Annotated in this window: 17 protein-coding genes; 16 read left to right on the plus strand and 1 reads right to left on the minus strand. The window is 66.4% G+C overall.

Annotated features, from left to right (window positions below; all coding sequences use genetic code 11):
- Positions 1-79: 79 nt before the first annotated feature.
- The 14 genes from ACT3UE_RS03530 (at position 80) to ACT3UE_RS03595 (ending at position 14,031) form a co-directional block, all read left to right on the plus strand.
- A complete protein-coding gene (locus tag ACT3UE_RS03530) occupies positions 80-772 on the plus strand; it encodes a TetR/AcrR family transcriptional regulator (protein ID WP_444566275.1) in 693 nt (230 codons plus the stop codon).
- Positions 773-878: 106 nt separating this feature from the next.
- Positions 879-3,383, plus strand: a complete 2,505-nt coding sequence (locus tag ACT3UE_RS03535; protein WP_444566276.1) for a hypothetical protein — start codon at positions 879-881, stop codon at positions 3,381-3,383.
- A gap of 322 nt (positions 3,384-3,705) precedes the next feature.
- Positions 3,706-4,395 carry a fasciclin domain-containing protein gene (locus tag ACT3UE_RS03540; protein WP_444554328.1) on the plus strand — a complete coding sequence of 230 codons (690 nt, stop codon included), beginning with the start codon at positions 3,706-3,708 and terminating at the stop codon, positions 4,393-4,395.
- Between the two features lie 130 nt (positions 4,396-4,525).
- Positions 4,526-5,107 (plus strand): ECF RNA polymerase sigma factor SigK, encoded by a 582-nt coding sequence (gene sigK / locus ACT3UE_RS03545; protein WP_444566277.1) that lies wholly within the window; start codon positions 4,526-4,528, stop codon positions 5,105-5,107.
- Positions 5,107-5,991: an anti-sigma factor gene (locus ACT3UE_RS03550; RefSeq protein ID WP_444554326.1), complete on the plus strand. Its 885-nt coding sequence runs from the start codon at positions 5,107-5,109 to the stop codon at positions 5,989-5,991. The genes sigK and ACT3UE_RS03550 overlap by 1 nt, the downstream gene beginning before the upstream one ends.
- A 147-nt stretch (positions 5,992-6,138) precedes the next feature.
- Positions 6,139-7,767 (plus strand): molybdopterin-dependent oxidoreductase, encoded by a 1,629-nt coding sequence (locus ACT3UE_RS03555; protein ID WP_444554325.1) that lies wholly within the window; start codon positions 6,139-6,141, stop codon positions 7,765-7,767.
- A gap of 82 nt (positions 7,768-7,849) precedes the next feature.
- Entirely contained in the window at positions 7,850-8,113 is a 264-nt protein-coding gene (locus ACT3UE_RS03560; protein ID WP_444554324.1) for a DUF7218 family protein, read from the plus strand.
- Between the two features lie 40 nt (positions 8,114-8,153).
- Positions 8,154-8,285, plus strand: a complete 132-nt coding sequence (locus ACT3UE_RS03565; RefSeq protein WP_444566278.1) for a hypothetical protein — start codon at positions 8,154-8,156, stop codon at positions 8,283-8,285.
- A 140-nt stretch (positions 8,286-8,425) separates the two neighbouring features.
- Positions 8,426-9,739, plus strand: a complete 1,314-nt coding sequence (locus ACT3UE_RS03570; RefSeq protein WP_444554322.1) for an extracellular solute-binding protein — start codon at positions 8,426-8,428, stop codon at positions 9,737-9,739.
- Positions 9,740-9,785: 46 nt separating this feature from the next.
- Complete coding sequence (locus ACT3UE_RS03575) at positions 9,786-10,745, plus strand: carbohydrate ABC transporter permease (protein ID WP_444554321.1); 960 nt, start codon at positions 9,786-9,788, stop codon at positions 10,743-10,745.
- Entirely contained in the window at positions 10,745-11,587 is an 843-nt protein-coding gene (locus ACT3UE_RS03580; RefSeq protein WP_444554320.1) for a carbohydrate ABC transporter permease, read from the plus strand. Before ACT3UE_RS03575 ends, ACT3UE_RS03580 begins: the two co-directional genes overlap by 1 nt.
- A gap of 31 nt (positions 11,588-11,618) precedes the next feature.
- Positions 11,619-12,875: an ABC transporter ATP-binding protein gene (locus ACT3UE_RS03585; protein WP_444554319.1), complete on the plus strand. Its 1,257-nt coding sequence runs from the start codon at positions 11,619-11,621 to the stop codon at positions 12,873-12,875.
- A 146-nt stretch (positions 12,876-13,021) separates the two neighbouring features.
- Entirely contained in the window at positions 13,022-13,315 is a 294-nt protein-coding gene (locus tag ACT3UE_RS03590) for a hypothetical protein (protein WP_444554318.1), read from the plus strand.
- Positions 13,316-13,404: 89 nt separating this feature from the next.
- Complete coding sequence (locus ACT3UE_RS03595) at positions 13,405-14,031, plus strand: FMN reductase (protein ID WP_444554317.1); 627 nt, start codon at positions 13,405-13,407, stop codon at positions 14,029-14,031.
- 143 nt (positions 14,032-14,174) lie between these two features.
- Here the strand turns inward: ACT3UE_RS03595 and ACT3UE_RS03600 are convergent, their stop codons facing one another.
- Positions 14,175-14,372: a CsbD family protein gene (locus ACT3UE_RS03600; protein WP_444554316.1), complete on the minus strand. Its 198-nt coding sequence runs from the start codon at positions 14,370-14,372 to the stop codon at positions 14,175-14,177.
- A gap of 346 nt (positions 14,373-14,718) precedes the next feature.
- On the opposite strand from ACT3UE_RS03600, the gene hpaH reads away from it, so the two are divergent.
- Both hpaH and ACT3UE_RS03610 read left to right on the plus strand, forming a co-directional pair.
- Entirely contained in the window at positions 14,719-15,504 is a 786-nt protein-coding gene (hpaH, locus tag ACT3UE_RS03605; RefSeq protein ID WP_444554315.1) for a 2-oxo-hept-4-ene-1,7-dioate hydratase, read from the plus strand.
- On the plus strand, positions 15,489-16,298 hold the full coding sequence (locus ACT3UE_RS03610) for an HpcH/HpaI aldolase family protein (RefSeq protein ID WP_444554314.1): 810 nt from the start codon (positions 15,489-15,491) through the stop codon (positions 16,296-16,298). Before hpaH ends, ACT3UE_RS03610 begins: the two co-directional genes overlap by 16 nt.
- Positions 16,299-16,321 lie beyond the last annotated feature (23 nt).

The raw sequence follows: 16,321 nt of genomic DNA on the forward strand, positions 1-16,321 counted from the left end.
GTCTGGCAGCCAAGCTGCCGGGCCGAGGCGGCATCCCGCGTCGTAGACTGGCAGGCGACGATTCATATCAGGGGGTTTCGTGGCACCGGAAACGGCTCCAAGCGCTGTCGAGCGCGGCAGGGCGCCACTGAGTCGGGAATTGATCCTCGACACCGGGGCTGAGTTCATCGAGGAACATGGTTTGCGGCGCCTCACCATGCGCCGGCTCGGGCAGGAACTGCGTGTCGAAGCCATGGCTCTCTACCGTTATGTGCCATCCCGCGAGGATCTGTTGGACGGCGTCGTCGAGCGGATTTTGATGGAACTCCAGGAGGATCCCGACGTCTTTGTCGATCCACGCCAGGGATGGCAGGATTATTTGGTCCGGCTGGCCCACGGGCTAAGGAAACTGGCCGTGGCCTACCCACAGGTCTTTCCCATCCTCGCCACCCGTCCGACGGGCGCCCCATGGATCAGGCCGCCGCTGCGCAGCCTCGCGTGGATCGAATCCTTCCTGGCTGCACTCACCAGCTCTGGATTTTCCGATCGGGATGCCGCCGACGCATATCAATCCTTCAGCAGTTTCCTCCTGGGAAACCTCCTGCTCCATGTCTCCCTTGAGGGGGAAGGCACACAGCCCGAATCGGCGGCCCAGGAGAGCCACGGCGTCGACCTCGGCGGATACCCGAATATCCACCGCATGCAGACGCTCTTGGCGGAGAGCTGGAACGAGCAGGAATTCGACATGGCCCTTCAGGACGTCCTGAACCGGATCGAGCTGCTCAACTCCTGAAGCCGCTGTCCGCACCCCCGCCACCTCGAGTGCTGGAGGCTTCGAAGACGAAACCCGCTGGATCGTGGTTCACTGGCCTCGTGGGCAGGAGGCGGAAGGGGCCAAAATGGGAACCGACGGGGACGAACCAGGCAGCGCGCACGAACTACTGGAATTGCGCATTCATGGGGTGTTGAACACCCCGAACTACGAAATGCTCGAAACGACGCCGCAACGGGTGAAAACCATCCGTGGGGATCAGCTCGCAGGATTTTCCACCTATCGCTTTCCGGCCCCCGTAGACGCCCCGACCGACCGACGCGTGGAAGCCTACGCCTGGGGCCGGCTGTCCCGGTTCACCGGGATCCCGTCCCTGGGCCGGATCGGTGATGCGCTGGTCAAACTCCTCTGGTTCGCGCTGGCTCCCTACGGACTGGCGAACACGGCCTACTGGTCGCGCCGCCAGATCGGCACCGGCGAAACACCCCGGACCGAGGACGCCGCCGACGGAGGGCACCGGTGGATCGCCCGCACCATCAGCACCGGGCGTGGCGCCGGCACCATGCGGCTCTACGGGCTGCTGCTCAGTCTGCTGTTCGTCACCACCGCGGCCACCGTCGCCCTGGACATGATCGGCCGCCAATGCTTTGCCACGGCGACCTCGGCCGTCGGGGCCGGGGTGGAACTGAGCTGTCCGGGGGCGCGACTGATGTTGTCACCGTTGGCCGCATGGGGCCCCGGCACCCGGGACGCCCTGCTGCTGGGCATGCCGTTGCTGGCATTGGCCGCCGTCGTCGTGCTGCCGATGCTGGGTCGTACCCGCTATTTGACCGGCCCCGCCCGCCCCGGGCGCGTGCCGCCGGACCAGGGGGCGGCGGTGCAGCCCGGGGGCCCGTTGTTGGCCCAACGTGACCTGTGGCTGGTGGGTTCTGGCATGGGCCGGTTGCGCCGCCTGCATGCGGGGGCGGCGCTGGCCTGGTTGGCGGCGATCCTGGCATTCGATCATGCCGACGGGTGGCGGCAGGATGCCGGGGCGGCTGACTGGGCGGGAATCGTCTGGCCGGTGGCGGCCGGGTTGGCCGTGCTGCTGACCGTCGGCGGCTGCGGATGGATCATCAAACCCCAGGCCCAGGTCGCCGGTGACGTGCCGCGTCGCCATGTGGTCTATCTGGTGGTCTGCGCCGGCCTGCTGGCCGCGGTGCTGGCCGCAGGGATCGCGGATCCGGGGACCGCCCGCGGAGCCCGCTCCGGAGCGTCGGCGGCCGTCGTCGTCATGCTCGCACTGGCGCTGACGTTGGTGGCCTTGCTGGTCAACGCCGAATCGGCGGCGCGATCGGAAAAAATGGGTCCGTCGGCAGTCGCCTCCGAGGACGAACGGAAGTACCTGGGCTGGAACGGCCGTGGCCCCTTCATCCTGGGTTCCCTGGCCGCCGGATTCGCCCTCCTGCTCTCCTTCGCCGTCGTCCTGGGTGCCGGATGGGTGTTGCGCGGCCCGAAACCACCGGTGGTCTATGTCCTGCAGGGTGCCGGCTTCCTGCTGTTCCTGCTGGCCGCCGTGATCTGGCTGGCCCTGCGGCAGGCCGCCATCCACCGGCGGGAGCGTGCCCGACGAGACGACGAAATCGCGGCGATCCGTAAGGATCTGCTCCGCCAAGCGGGGCATTGGACGACCGGACCGATGATCACCCACTCCGCCGAGGAGATCCACCACGCCCGCCGGCAGGCAGCATTGCTGCGCCGGATGGAGACGTTCATCGGGTGGATCGGCTGGGCCGTGTTCATCGGCATCTGCGGTGGTTTGCTGGCACTGTTCCTCTTCCTGGGGCAGGACCGGACGACGTCCGGGGGAGCGTGGAGCGTGGTGCGTGGGCTAGGGGACGCCGGGCTATGGGCCGGGATGATCGCGGTGGCGGCGCTGTATCTGTTGTCGCGGGGCTCCGATTCCCGCCCGTTGGGCCTGCTGTGGGACCTGATGTGCTTCCTGCCCACCCAGGCCCACCCGTTCGGTCCCTCCTGTTACGCCGAGCGGGTCGTGCCCGAGCTGGCCGACCGCATCGTCGACTGGTTCGCCGAGGACCACCAGGACCCGGCCGGGGCAGCCGAGCCGGAGGAACGCGGACTGGTGGTCTCCGCGCATTCAATGGGTATCGTCCTGGCGGTCTGTGCGCTGTTCCAACTGCCCTCCCGTGGCCTGGTGGAGGAGGACCGGGACCGGATCGGGCTGCTGAGCTACGGCTGCCAATTACGGCGCTATTTCGCCCGCTTCTTCCCGGGGGTCTGCGGCGCGGATGAGCTGTCGCTGGTTCCGGCGGGCCGGCCGTCGCCGACCGCCCAGGACCCCTGGCCGCCCACGCTGGCCGGGGAGATCGCCGAGGAACCGGATCCCGGGCCCGCCGTCGTGCAGCCGGGTTCGTTGGGAAGCCTGTTGGGGCCACGGTGGCTGAACCTCTACCGTTCCACGGACCCGCTGGGTTTCCCGGTGCGCTATCGGGGAGGGGACGGGACCATGGATTGCGAGGCCGCCTCGTATCAGGAGCAGGCCTACCAGTTCCTGCCGGCCACCCACGGGGACTATCTGGAGTCCACCAGCTATGAGTGGGGCTTCTCGGAGGTACGGCGGCGGTTACGCTGAGCGCGCCCGACGCCGGGGGTTAAAAGGCCCGGCACCGGAGCAACTTTGGGGGGAAAACAGCTCCGGTGCCGGTGAAGATTAGTCTAGGACGCCGTCGGGGTGCCCGCCATGGGGAGAACTCCCCATGCCCGCCCCTAGGCAGGAACCCATAAACGTGGTACTAGCCCCTTTGTGTTGGCGATGGGAAAAGAAATCCAAAACTTTTCGTCTTCTTCCAATCCATCCTGCCCCGGGCTCCGAATGACTTCATGACAGCCCACCCCCGTCACCGGGGAACGGGAAGCACGCACGGCCGCTGGTCGTGACAGCAAGGAGACACGTCATGAAGACCATGAACCGCAAGTACACCGCACTCTTCGGCCTGATGGCAGTCGGCTCGCTCGCCATGAGCGCCTGCTCCGGTGGAGGCAGCGACGCCGGATCGGCCGAATCCTCGGCGCCGATGTCCGAGTCCTCCTCTTCGGCTCCGATGTCAGAATCCTCCTCCTCCGCCTCGGAGATGGACCCGGCAGCCAACCTGATCGGCCCCGGCTGCGCCGACTACGCCGAGCAGGTCCCGGACGGAGACGGATCCGTCGCCGGCATGGCCCAGGATCCGGTGGCCGTGGCAGCATCGAACAACCCGCTGCTCACCACGCTCACCGCGGCCGTCTCCGGGGAACTGAACCCGGATGTCGACCTGGTCGACACCCTCAATGGTGACGAGTTCACCGTCTTCGCCCCCGTCGATGACGCGTTCGACGCGATCCCGGAGAAGGACCTGAACGCGGTCGTCGAGGATTCGGACATGCTCAGCAAGGTCCTGACCTACCACGTGGTCCCCGGCCAGATGAGCCCCGATGAAATTGATGGCACCCACGAGACCGTCGAAGGCGATTCGGTCAAGGTCACCGGCAGCGGAGATGACATGAAGGTCAACGGAGCCTCCGTCATCTGCGGTGGCGTCCAGACCGCCAACGCCACCGTGTACCTCATCGACGAGGTCATGATGCCGGACGCCGCCAAGAAGTAAGGCAGGCAGCTGGAACACCACGGATCCCGGCGGCAACCGCCGCCGGGGCCGGTGGTGTACCCCGGGCCAGGGGCCAACGGGGAAGGGCATTGGTATTCAGGCAGGTTGGAGTCATGCGAGACTGTCAGACATGAGATTGCCATGGGCCCGGACGGCGGAGGAACCCGCACCCCCGGACCATGAGGAACTCCTCGGCAGGATCGCCCAGGGCGACGAAGCAGCATTCGGAGCATTATATGACGAGCTCTCGGCCAGGGTCTTCGGTCTCATCCGTCGCATACTGCGCGATGAGTCGCAAAGCGAAGAGGTCCTCCAGGAGGTCTTCATCGAGGTCTGGCAACACGCAGCCCGCTACGACGCCGACCGGGGCCGGGGAACCTCGTGGATCATGGTCATGGCCCACCGCCGTGCCGTGGACCGCGTCCGGGCCAGCCAAAGCAGCAAGGACCGGGACCTTCGCGAGGGGGTCAAGGGGTTCGAGGAAAGCTACGACGACGTCCAGGACACCGTCGAGGCCCGGATGGAAGGCGAGCGGGTGCAGCAGGCGTTGAAATGCCTCTCCGCCGCGCAACGCCAAGTCATCGAGTTGGCCTACTTCGGGGGCTATACCCATCAGGAAGGCGCCGGATTGATCGAAGCCCCCGTGGGAACCGTGAAAACACGGATCCGTGATGGAATGATCAAACTCAGAGACCAGTTGGGAGTAGCGTGATGGATCGGCAACTGCACCTACTCACTGGTGCCTATGCACTCAATGCCTTGGAACCGGGCGAACGCGAATCCTTCGAGGACGCCGCCCTGGACTCCGAGGAAACCCTGCGCGAGGTCCGCTCGCTCAGCGAAACCGCCGCCCTGCTCGCCGAGCAGACGACGCCGGTGACCCCGCCACCACGGGTCAAGGCAGACCTCATGGCCGCGATCCGACAGACCCCCCAACTTCCGGCCGTCCGTGACGATGCCACGACGTCCGGACGCGGCACCGCCTCCGAAGGCCCCGCTGCCGAAAGCCCCGCCACCGCGGAGCCCGAGGCACCGACCGACGCCTCCGCACCAGCCCCCGGGGTCCTGGATCTGGGCTCTGCCCGGGCCCGACGTCGGGCCCCCGGCAGCGGGACCCGCAACGGGACCAAATACCTGGCCGTCGCGGCTGCGGCCCTGTTGGTGACCTCCGGCGGACTGACCGGGGTGGTCATCAGCCAGAACCACCAACAGGACCAGCTCCAGAACCAGATGACCGCGCTGGATGACAGCAACGAGAAGATGCTGCGCATCTTCTCCTCCAACGACGTGAAGTCGGCCAGCCAGTCCCTGGACGACGGTGCCCAGGTCACGGTGACCTATTCCGCCTCGGCCGGATTGGCAGCGCTGACCGCCGATGGGCTGCCCACGCTCCCGCAGGACAAGGGCTACGAACTCTGGCTCATCGGTGACGACGGGGCGGCCCCCATGGGCATGCTCGACTTCGCCGGCGGTTCGAGCGATACCGCCCTGATGGAAGGCAAACTCTCCTCGGCGACCCATGTGGGGATCACCGTGGAACCTGCCGGGGGATCGCCGCAGCCCACCACCGACCCGATCGTCCTGCAGGAACTCTAGGTTCCCGGCACCTCGATCCAATCCAGATCGGGCCGGGCTCCGAATCTCCTGTGTCCATGGGTCTGAAATCCCGACCCTGGCCACCGAAGCAGGCCGCCGACGCCCGGAAGGGCGCCGTGGGCCGCAAGGCAGGATGGAAGGCGCACGATGGAAACGCATGAAACGCCCGGCCCGGAAACCACGGCCCCGGGCAGGGCCCGCACGGTGCTGCGGCGCTGGCCCCACGCCGTCGCCGGACTGGTGTCCGCCGGCTTGCTCTTCGGGGTGGCCGAACTCGTCGCCGCCTTCTTCTCCACCTCCTCCTCGCCCCTGGTGGCCCTGGGCGGGGCCTTCATCGACATCACCCCGCCGTGGCTCAAGGACTTTGCCATCGCCACCTTCGGCACCAACGACAAACTGGCGCTGTTCATCTCCATGGGCATCGTGGCCACTCTCGTCGCTGCCGTCACCGGCCTGCTGGCACGGCGCCGGTTCGCGGTGGCCCAGGGGATCATCCTGGTCCTGGCCGTCGGCATGGCCGCCGCCGTCCTGAGCCGTCCGGCCACCGGGATCCTGGATATCGTGCCGACCGTCGTGGGTGCCGTGGCAGGGATCGTGGTCCTGTACCAGCTCAGCCGGCTTGCATCCCGGGCCGAACCCGGGGGCCTCCCGGCCGCCGGGCAGGCAGAGGAGCACGACGCCGAGCCGACGCGGGCTGCCGGATCCTCCTCGCGACGTCGTTTCCTGACCTTTTCCGTCGTGGCGGCGGTCGGCGCGGGGGCCATGCTCGCCGGAGGCCGGGCCCTGTCGGGGGTCCGCAATGCGGCAGCGACCGCGCGGGAATCCCTGCGGCTGCCCCGTCCGGCCCACCAGGCCACTGCCCTGCCCGACGGCGTCGCCGCCGAGGTCAAGGGCATGCCCTCCTTCGTGACGCCGAATGATTCCTTCTACCGGATCGACACCGCGTTGGCGGTTCCCCGCATCGACCCCGCCACCTGGACGCTGCGGGTGCACGGGATGGTGGAGGAGGAATTCAGCATCGGGTTCGACGAACTGCTGGGCATGGAGCTCGACGAGACCTGGTTGACCCTGACCTGCGTTTCCAACCCCGTCGGCGGTGACCTGGTCGGCAACGCAAAATGGTTGGGCTACCCGTTGCGCAAGCTGTTGGAACGGGCCCGCCCACAGCAGGGGGCCGATATGGTGCTGTCCACCAGCATCGACGGATTCAGCGCGTCGACTCCGCTGGAAGTACTCACCGATGATCGTCAGGCGCTGCTGGCCGTGGGAATGAACGATGAGCCACTTCCGCTCGAACACGGCTATCCGGTGCGGATGGTCGTGCCGGGGCTGTACGGATACGTTTCGGCCACCAAATGGGTCGTTGATCTGGAGGTCACCCGGTTCGCCGATAAGGCCGCGTATTGGACCACCCGCGGCTGGTCCGAGCGCGGGCCCATCAAACTCGCCTCGCGGGTGGATGTGCCCCGGCCGTTCTCGACGGTCAGCGCCGGCACCGTCATGATCGGCGGGACCGCATGGGCGCAGACACGAGGCATCAAGGGCGTGGAAATCAAGATCGATGACGGGGACTGGCAGAAGGTCGAGATGGCCACCGAAGCCTCCGTCGATACCTGGCGCCAATGGTCCTACGAGTGGAAGGGCGCCAAGGAAGGCACCCACTCGGCCACCGTGCGGGCCATCGACGCCGACGGCACCGTCCAGACCGAGGAACGCGCCGATCCGGTCCCCAACGGAGCCAGCGGCTGGCAGCGGGTGCAGTTCACCGTCGGCTGACCGGCGGCGGCCTGGGCATTGACCGGCCCCGGTGGATCCGTAGTCTGGGGGATACGGACCACCTGAAGGAGGACGGGCAGCCATGGCAGAGGACACCTCACCCATCAAGGACGAGCAGATGTACCAGGCCCTGCGTGACGAGGGCAATTCGAAGCAGAAATCGGCGCGTATCGCCAACGCTGCCGCACGAGACAGCCGATCCGAGGTCGGTGAGCGGGGCGGTGAATCGGGCAGCTATGACGACTGGACCGTCGAGGAGCTCACCCAACGGGCCCGCGAGATCGGCCTCACAGGCTACTCGGATTTGACGAAGGACGAACTGATCAAGGCGCTGCGCGATTCCTGAGCCCACCGATAATCCGCCCCGGCGTCCTCGAGCGAAGCTGGTGGACCTGCCGCGCCCCCACGGCGAAACCATCAGGACCCTCGGCGAAATCCCGCAGGACGCGGTGGACTACGACTCCTGCGAACATCAGGACCGTCCCGGTCCGGAAGCCACTCAGGACGACCACGTCTGACCGGTGCCTGCGACCCGTGGCCCGAACCTCCGACCTGCGGGTGTGGCGCAAATCACCACCAGGGCATAAGGTCGGGTGAACGACCCGGTCAGACCGGTTTTGTTCGGGTCCTTCGGACGTTGACGGGGAGGCTCGTACTGATGCCAGAACATGCGAAACACGGTCGCCGCCGGCGCCGTGTCCGGTGGGCCGGGGTCACCGCCGTTGCCTCGGCCTTGCTGCTGTCCGGCTGTGGGGCGCCGGACTCGACCCCGGTGCTCACGTGGTACATCAACCCGGACGACGGCGGCCAGGCGGCGATCGCCAAGACCTGCACCGCAGCCGCCGACGGCAAATACCGGATCGAAACCTCACTGCTCCCCTCCGACGCAGCGTCCCAGCGTGAACAACTGGCCCGTCGTCTGGCGGCGGGGGATACCTCGCTGGACATCATGAGCCTGGACCCGCCGTTCATCCCCGAACTCGCCGAGCCCGGCTTCCTGGCCCCGGTCCCGCAAGAAACAGCAGACAAGACCACGAAGAACACCCTCGATGGTGCCTTGGCCGGAGCGAAATGGAAGGACGAACTGGTCACCGTCCCGTTCTGGGCCAATACCCAGATCCTCTGGTACCGCAAATCCGTGGCGAAGGCCGCCGGGCTGGACATGACGAAGCCGGTGACCTGGGACGAACTGATCGAGGCCACCCGGGACGAGAAGAAATATCTCGGGGTCCAGGGGGCGCTGGCCGAGTCGATGACCGTCTGGGTCAATGCGCTCGTCGAATCCAGCGGCGGACACATCGTGCAGAACCCCGAGGCGTCGGCCGACGACGTCAAGCTCGGACTGGAGACGAAGGCCGGGAAGAAGGCCGCCGAGATCGTCTCGACCATCGGCAAGGAAGGGCTGGGGTCGCCTGGCCTTCCGACCCAGGCGGAGAACGAGTCGATGCTGCTCTTCCAAGGCAAGAAGGGCTCCTTCATGGTCAACTGGCCGTTCGTCTGGCCGGCCACCAACGCCAGCGTCAAAGCCGGCAACCTGGACAAATCGCTCGTGGAGGACATCGGCTGGGCGCAATATCCGCGGACGATGGCCGATGAGGAATCCCGTCCGCCGCTGGGTGGCATCAACCTCGGGGTCGGGGCGGCCAGCCCCCACGTGGACCTCGCCTACGAGGCGATCGAATGCATCGTGGAACCGAAGAACCAGGTCGAATACTTCGTCACCAACGGCAACCCGCCCTCGGATTCAACCGCCTATGACGATCCGTCGATCAAGAAGGCGTTCCCCATGGCGCCGACCATCAGGGAATCGTTGAAGCATTCGGCCCCACGGCCGCAGACCCCATACTACAACGAGGTCTCCACCGGCATCCAGCAGCATTGGGCGCCACCATCCGGGATCGATCCGGCCACTACGCCGAAGAAGACCACCGACTTCATCATCGCCGTGCTGCGAGGGGAGAGGCTGCTATGAGGCGCAGAAGCACCGACGGGCCCACCCGTAGGAGGGAGGAATCGCGATGAGTACCCCCGTGGACACGAAACCAACCGGGCGGCGGCGGGCCGACGCCGGCGTCGGGCTCTCCGAACGGCGGAAGGCCGAACGCAGGCTGGGCTGGATGTTGGCGGGGCCCGCCTTCGTGGTCATGCTCATGGTCACGCTGTATCCGATCCTCCAGGCCGTCTGGGATTCGCTGTTCAATTTCCGGCTCACGGCCCCGGGGGACAAGAGCTTCATCGGGCTGCAGAACTACGGGGTCATCCTCACCGACCCGGTGTTCTTGAGGGACCTGGGCGTCACCTCGCTGATCACCGTCATCACCGTCGTGGTGGAGCTGATCCTGGGCTTCGCCCTGGCGCTGGTGATGCATAAGGCGCTGAAATCGGTTCGCGGCTTCGTCCGCACCGCCATCCTGGTTCCCTACGGCATCATCACCGTCGTGTCGGCCTTCGCCTGGTTCTACGCCTTCGACATCAACTCGGGCTTCATCAACCACTGGTTCGACTGGCTGCCGGGAATCAGCGAGGACACCAACTGGTTCGCCGGGACCTGGACGTCGTTGTTCGTGATCATGGCCTCGGAGATCTGGAAGACCACGCCGTTCATTTCGCTGCTGCTCCTGGCCGGTCTGGCACAGGTCCCCGATGAGCTCACCGAGGCGGCCGAAGTCGACGGGGCCACCTGGTGGCAGCGCATGCAGAGGGTCATCCTGCCGAACATGAAGGCGGCGATCATGGTTGCCGTGCTCTTCCGGGCGCTGGATGCCTTCAGGATCTTCGACAACGTGTACATCATGACCAACGGTGCCTACGGCACCGAAGTGCTCTCGCTGTTGGCCTATCGGACCTCGATCGGGCGACTGGAGATCGGACTGGGTTCGGCGATCTCGGTCCTGCTGTTCCTGTGTGTGCTGATCATCTGCTTCGTGGCGATCAAGCTGTTCAAGGTCGACCTCGCCGGAAACCAGGGAGGCAAGTGATGAAGAAGACCACCACGAAGACCCGGCTCATCTGGGCGGGCATCACGGTCGTCGTCGCCGTCTACGCCCTGTTCCCGGTGTTCTCGATCCTGGCGACCTCCTTCAAGGAACCCAGCGACCTGTCCAACGGCAAACTCCTGCCGACCAACTGGTCGGGGGTCAACTACGAACAGATCCTCGTCGGTGACGCCCAGGGGCTGTTCCTGACCTCGCTGCGGAACTCGATCGGGATCACGCTGATCTCCACGGCGATCGCCGTGGTGCTGGCGACCCTGTGTGCCTACGCGATTGCGCGGTTGGACTTCCCGGGCAAGAAGCTGGTGCTCACCACCGCCCTGGCCGTCTCGATCTTCCCGGTCATTTCCATCGTCACCCCGCTGTTCAACGTCTGGCGCACCATCGGGCTGTACGACACCTGGCTCGGTTTGATCATCCCCTACCTGTCGCTGACCCTGCCGATCTCCATCTGGACGCTGGCGGCGTTCTTCCGGCAGATCCCCTGGGAACTGGAACAAGCAGCCCAGGTGGACGGGGCCACAGCCTGGCAGGCCTTCCGCAAGGCGATCGTCCCGTTGGCGGCCCCCGGGGTCTTCACCACGGCGATCATCGCCTTCTTCATCGCCTGGAACGACTTCGTCTACGGCATCTCGCTGACCTCCACCGAGGCGGCGCGACCGGTTCCGGCAGCCTTGGCGTTCTTCACCGGCGCCTCCCAATTCGAATCACCGACCGGCGCGATTTCCGCCGCCGCGATCATCGTCACCATCCCGGTGGTGCTCCTGGTGCTGGGCTTCCAGCGGCAGATCGTCTCAGGCCTGACCCAGGGCGCAGTCAAGGGCTGAGGCCCTGATCCGAGAAAGCAGAGGACAACCCATGGCATCGATTACGTTGAAGAACCTCGTCAAGAAATACGACGACGGGTTCCCGGCCGTGAACGACATCTCCATCGATATCGCCGATGGGGAGTTCGTGATCCTGGTCGGCCCCTCCGGCTGCGGCAAGTCCACGCTGCTGCGCATGATCGTCGGGCTGGAGGACATCACCAGCGGGGATCTGTACATCGACGACAAACGGGTCAACGACATGGCCCCGCGCGACCGGCACCTGGCGATGGTCTTCCAGAACTACGCCCTCTACCCGCATCTGACCGTTTTCGAGAACATCGCCTTTCCGCTGCGGCTGGCCAAGGGAAAGTTCAGCGAGGACGACGTCCAGGAGCGGGTGCGGGCCGCGGCACTGACGCTGGAACTGACCGACCACCTCGACCGCAAACCCGGCAACCTCTCGGGTGGGCAACGCCAACGCGTGGCAATGGGCCGGGCGATCGTACGCCAGGCGGACGCCTTCCTCTTCGACGAGCCGTTGTCGAACCTGGATGCCAAGCTGCGCGGGCAGATGCGGGCGGAAATCTCGCAGATGCAGCGCCGGTTGGCGACCACCAGTGTCTACGTCACCCACGACCAGACCGAGGCCATGACCCTGGGCGACCGGGTCGCGGTGCTGAAGAAGGGCGAACTGCAACAAATCGCTTCCCCGCGTGAACTCTACGAACAACCGGTGAACATCTTCGTGGCCGGGTTCATCGGCAGCCCGTCGATGAACTTTTTGCCCGCCACGGCCGAGGGCAACATCCTCAAGACCCCCATCGGCGACTTCGAGGTCCCGGCGGAGACGGCGGCCACGGCGGCCGGGAAGGAGATCGTGCTGCTGGGCATCCGGCCCGAGTACTTCGAGGATTCCTCCCTGGTGGAGGAATCCAAATTGGTCCACGGCAATGCCTTCAGTGCCGAACTGACCCACACGGAGTGGTTGGGCAACGAACAATACGGCTACATCGACTTCGACCCTTCCCCCGAGGTCAAGGACATGCTGGACTCCCTGGCCCGCGACCTGGATGCCGACGAACTGCGCCCGCAGGTGGTGGTCACCCTCGACGCCGCCAGCCGGATCCGCGGGGGGCGGGTCTGCGAACTCTGGCTCGACACCCGCCGGCTGCACATCTTTGATCCGGCCACGGGGGAGAGCCTGACCCGGGACGCGGACGCCGGGGCCGCGTTGACCGAGGAGGCCAACCAGGAACGGGCGGAGGAAATCGAACGGGCCACCCGCGAAGCCGCCGAGGCCGGCTGAGCCGCCCCGGGGGTCGGGCCCCGGTGGAAGGCGCCGTTTCCGGGCCCGCCACCGGGGCCTCCCTTGTGGAGTACGGGTTTCCGGCCTACCGTGGAAGTACCCATTCGGCTCGTCCGGGGCCGAATCGGCTTTCGAAGGAGAGGGTCATGGGGTTCACACATACGGTTCCAACCGGAGGCCGCCCACCACGGGCCGCCACCGCCGATTTCCGCATCAGGGGCAGCGCGATGGCCACCGGCGGATTACTGGTCCTGATGATCTGCGCGCTACTGAACGCAGCGGTCCTGGGCAACGCCGATACCGGTGGTTCGCTCGGATTCGGCCTGCTGATCGGCATGTACATGCTGGCCTACGGCATCGTGAAACGACTGAGTCTGAGCTTCCCGCCGCGGCCGGGGACCAGCACCGGAGACTCCCGCGAACACCACCCGGCTGACTAGCGGCGGGGTGCCCTGAAGGGAATACTCCTGCCACGAACGTGGTTCCATCTGCGCAGGCAATGAACCAAGGTGAGTGGCAGGAGGCCGTCATGGGCGCATCGATCGTCGTTGTTTCCGGGGGACTGGGGGTGCCGTCGTCCTCACGTATGCTGGGGGACCAACTGGCCAGATCGACGGTCTCCGCCCTGGCCGCCGACGGAATCAGCGCGGAAGTCCAGGTCATCGAACTGCGTGAGCTGGGAGTGGACATCGCCAAGGCCATGGTCGCCGGATGGGTGTCCCCGCAGCTGGAGGAAGCGATCGAGGCCGTGGGGTCGGCCAACGCCGTGGTCGCCGTCAGCCCGGTGTTCACCGCCTCGGTCAGCGGGTTGTTCAAATCCTTCCTCGACGTTTTGGATCCCACCCTGTTGGACGACAAGCCCGTCCTGTTGGCCGCCACCGGTGGATCCTCACGGCATTCGATGGTGATCGACTACGTGATGCGCCCGATCTTCGGCTACCTGAGGGCCAACACCATGCCCACCGCGGTCTTCGCGGCCCCCGGGGACTGGTCGGACGGGAGTGGGTCGGGAGCCCTGGCCGAGCGGTCCGACCGGGCCGGTGCCGAGCTGGCCCGGGCCCTGGGCGGTCGGCATGGCCTGTCGGCGGCCCGGCAGGACCCGATGGAATCACTGCCCTTCGAACAACTGCTGGCCGAGATCCGACCGGAAGCCTAACCACCCCGGACGCACGTGAGGGGCGGACCAATCGGTCCGCCCCTCACGTCCATTCAACCGCTAACGCCAGGCACGCCCACGTTCCATGGCCCCCTCAAGGGAAGATGCCGCGAGCCAATCCAGCGCCGCCGTCGTGCTTTGAATTATTCGCCGGTCAGGCCGTCCTTGACGTCCTTCGCGGCGTCCTTGACATGCTCGCCGGCCTGCTTGGCTCCGGCGCTGGCCTGATCGCCCACGCCCTCCGCCTGCATGCCTTCGTCGTCCGAGGCCTTGCCGAATGCTTCCTTGGCCTTGCCCGAGAGTTCTTCGGTCTTATTCGACATCTTGTCTCCCAAACCCATTGCGCATTCCTCTCATCGGTATTGCTCAGATGGCGGCTCCGTGGAGCCGTCGTGCCGACCGACGACCTCAAGGCCGTGCACGATGTCTTCCACGTTAACGCCGTGCAACGGATACGTCTAGCTGTGGGGCCCGCAAAAACGCTAGGAAATCGAGGTTCCGACGATGGGTCCCCGCCATGGTGGGGATGCAGGATTTTCCGGCGGGTTCGAAGTCGGGGTATGACCTCCGTCACCGGCGTGATCGTATACGATGTCAGCAGGACGTGGGTGGACGGCACCCCGTGCGCGCGGCCGCCCCGCAGCCCGCCGACCGCCGCCCGACAGGATCAGGAAGGTACTTTCCGACATGCTTGACGACGAGACCATCACCTCCATCGCCGACGAACTGGTGGAGGCCGGCCGCAGCCGGACCCCGGTGAAGCGACTGACCTCCCGGTATCCGGAGATGACCATCGAGGATTCCTACCGGGTGCAGAACCTGTGGCGCCAACGCAACGAGGCCGCCGGCCGGCGCCTGGCGGGCCGCAAGATCGGGCTCACCTCCCGGGCCATGCAGGCCGCCACCGGGATCACCGAACCGGACTACGGGATCATCTTTGATGACATGGTGCTGGAGAACGCCTCGAGCATCGAATGGAAGCAATACACCCATCCGCGGGTGGAGGTGGAACTGGCCTTCGTCCTCAAGGACGACATCACCGGCCCCGGGGCGACGATCTTCGACGTGCTGCGCGCCACCGAATACGTCACCCCCGCCCTGGAGATCCTTGACTCCCGCGTGGAGATGGAGGGGCGGACGATCGTGGACACCATCAGTGACAACGCGGCCATGGGGGCCATGGTCCTGGGCGGACGCCCCGTGGCCCCCGACGCCGTGGACCTGCGCTGGGTCTCGGCGATCCTGTACAAGAACCACGTGGTGGAGGAGACTGGCGTCGCCGCCGGGGTCCTGAACCACCCGGCGTCCGGGGTGCATTGGCTGGCCAATAAGATCGCCCCGCATGGTGACGGTCTCAAGGCGGGTGAAATCATCCTCGCCGGATCCTTCACCCGACCGATGTGGGTCAATGAGGGCGACACCGTCTTCGCCGACTATGGAGAGCTGGGAACGATTACATGTCATTTCGCGTAGAACCCGATCCGTCCTTCAAGGACGTCCTGGCCACGGCCGACCGTCCGCTGGCCGGGATCTGGATCTGTTCGGCCTCCCCGCTGGTGGCCGAGATCTGTGCCGGGGCCGGGTTCGATTGGGTCTTCATCGACGCCGAGCATTCCCCCAATTCCCCCGAGACCGTCCTGGCCCAGCTCCAGGCCGTGCGCTCCTACCCCGTGATCCCGGTGGTCCGTCCTGCGGTGAACGACACGGTGTTGATCAAGCAGTACCTCGATGTCGGCGCCCAGACGCTCATCATCCCGATGGTCCATACCGTCGAGGACGCCCAGGCCGCCGTGGCCGCCGTCAGATATCCGCCCCACGGCGTCCGCGGGGTGGGATCCGCGCTGGCCCGTTCGGCGCGGTGGAACCGGGTCCCCGACTATCTGGAACGGGCCTCGGACACGATCACGCTGATCGTCCAGGTCGAATCTGCCGAAGCCGTGGACAACGCCGCCCGGATCGCGGAGGTCGACGGGGTCGACGGGATCTTCATCGGCCCCTCGGATCTGGCGGCCTCCATGGGACTGATCGGCCAGCAAGGCCACCGCCGGGTCGTCTCCGCCGTCGATGCCACGATCGCCGCGGTGAAGGCAGCCGGCAAGTTCGTCGGTGTCAATGCCTTCGGGGAGGCGGCGGCGTTGCGCTACATGGACACCGGAGCCGATTTCGTCGGCGTCGGCGCCGATGTCGCGGTCCTGGCCCGCGGGACCGAGGCGCTGGCCGGGAAGTTCGTTCCCGCCGCGAAGGGCGCCACCCCCGACAGCTACTGATACCGCCTCCGGCGCCCTTCGGC

Source organism: Arthrobacter sp. 179 (assembly GCF_052379645.1).
Lineage (GTDB): Bacteria > Actinomycetota > Actinomycetes > Actinomycetales > Micrococcaceae > Arthrobacter_H.

Coding starts and splice junctions, on each gene's coding strand:
- ACT3UE_RS03590 (WP_444554318.1), top strand. CDS start 13,022: ATGGGGTTCACACATACGGTTCCAACCGGAGGCCGCCCACCACGGGCC.
- ACT3UE_RS03570 (WP_444554322.1), top strand. CDS start 8,426: ATGCCAGAACATGCGAAACACGGTCGCCGCCGGCGCCGTGTCCGGTGG.
- ACT3UE_RS03535 (WP_444566276.1), top strand. CDS start 879: ATGGGAACCGACGGGGACGAACCAGGCAGCGCGCACGAACTACTGGAA.
- ACT3UE_RS03555 (WP_444554325.1), top strand. CDS start 6,139: ATGGAAACGCATGAAACGCCCGGCCCGGAAACCACGGCCCCGGGCAGG.
- sigK (WP_444566277.1), top strand. CDS start 4,526: ATGAGATTGCCATGGGCCCGGACGGCGGAGGAACCCGCACCCCCGGAC.
- ACT3UE_RS03575 (WP_444554321.1), top strand. CDS start 9,786: ATGAGTACCCCCGTGGACACGAAACCAACCGGGCGGCGGCGGGCCGAC.
- hpaH (WP_444554315.1), top strand. CDS start 14,719: ATGCTTGACGACGAGACCATCACCTCCATCGCCGACGAACTGGTGGAG.
- ACT3UE_RS03560 (WP_444554324.1), top strand. CDS start 7,850: ATGGCAGAGGACACCTCACCCATCAAGGACGAGCAGATGTACCAGGCC.
- ACT3UE_RS03595 (WP_444554317.1), top strand. CDS start 13,405: ATGGGCGCATCGATCGTCGTTGTTTCCGGGGGACTGGGGGTGCCGTCG.
- ACT3UE_RS03610 (WP_444554314.1), top strand. CDS start 15,489: ATGTCATTTCGCGTAGAACCCGATCCGTCCTTCAAGGACGTCCTGGCC.
- ACT3UE_RS03550 (WP_444554326.1), top strand. CDS start 5,107: ATGGATCGGCAACTGCACCTACTCACTGGTGCCTATGCACTCAATGCC.
- ACT3UE_RS03540 (WP_444554328.1), top strand. CDS start 3,706: ATGAAGACCATGAACCGCAAGTACACCGCACTCTTCGGCCTGATGGCA.
- ACT3UE_RS03600 (WP_444554316.1), bottom strand. CDS start 14,372: ATGGGTTTGGGAGACAAGATGTCGAATAAGACCGAAGAACTCTCGGGC.
- ACT3UE_RS03585 (WP_444554319.1), top strand. CDS start 11,619: ATGGCATCGATTACGTTGAAGAACCTCGTCAAGAAATACGACGACGGG.
- ACT3UE_RS03580 (WP_444554320.1), top strand. CDS start 10,745: ATGAAGAAGACCACCACGAAGACCCGGCTCATCTGGGCGGGCATCACG.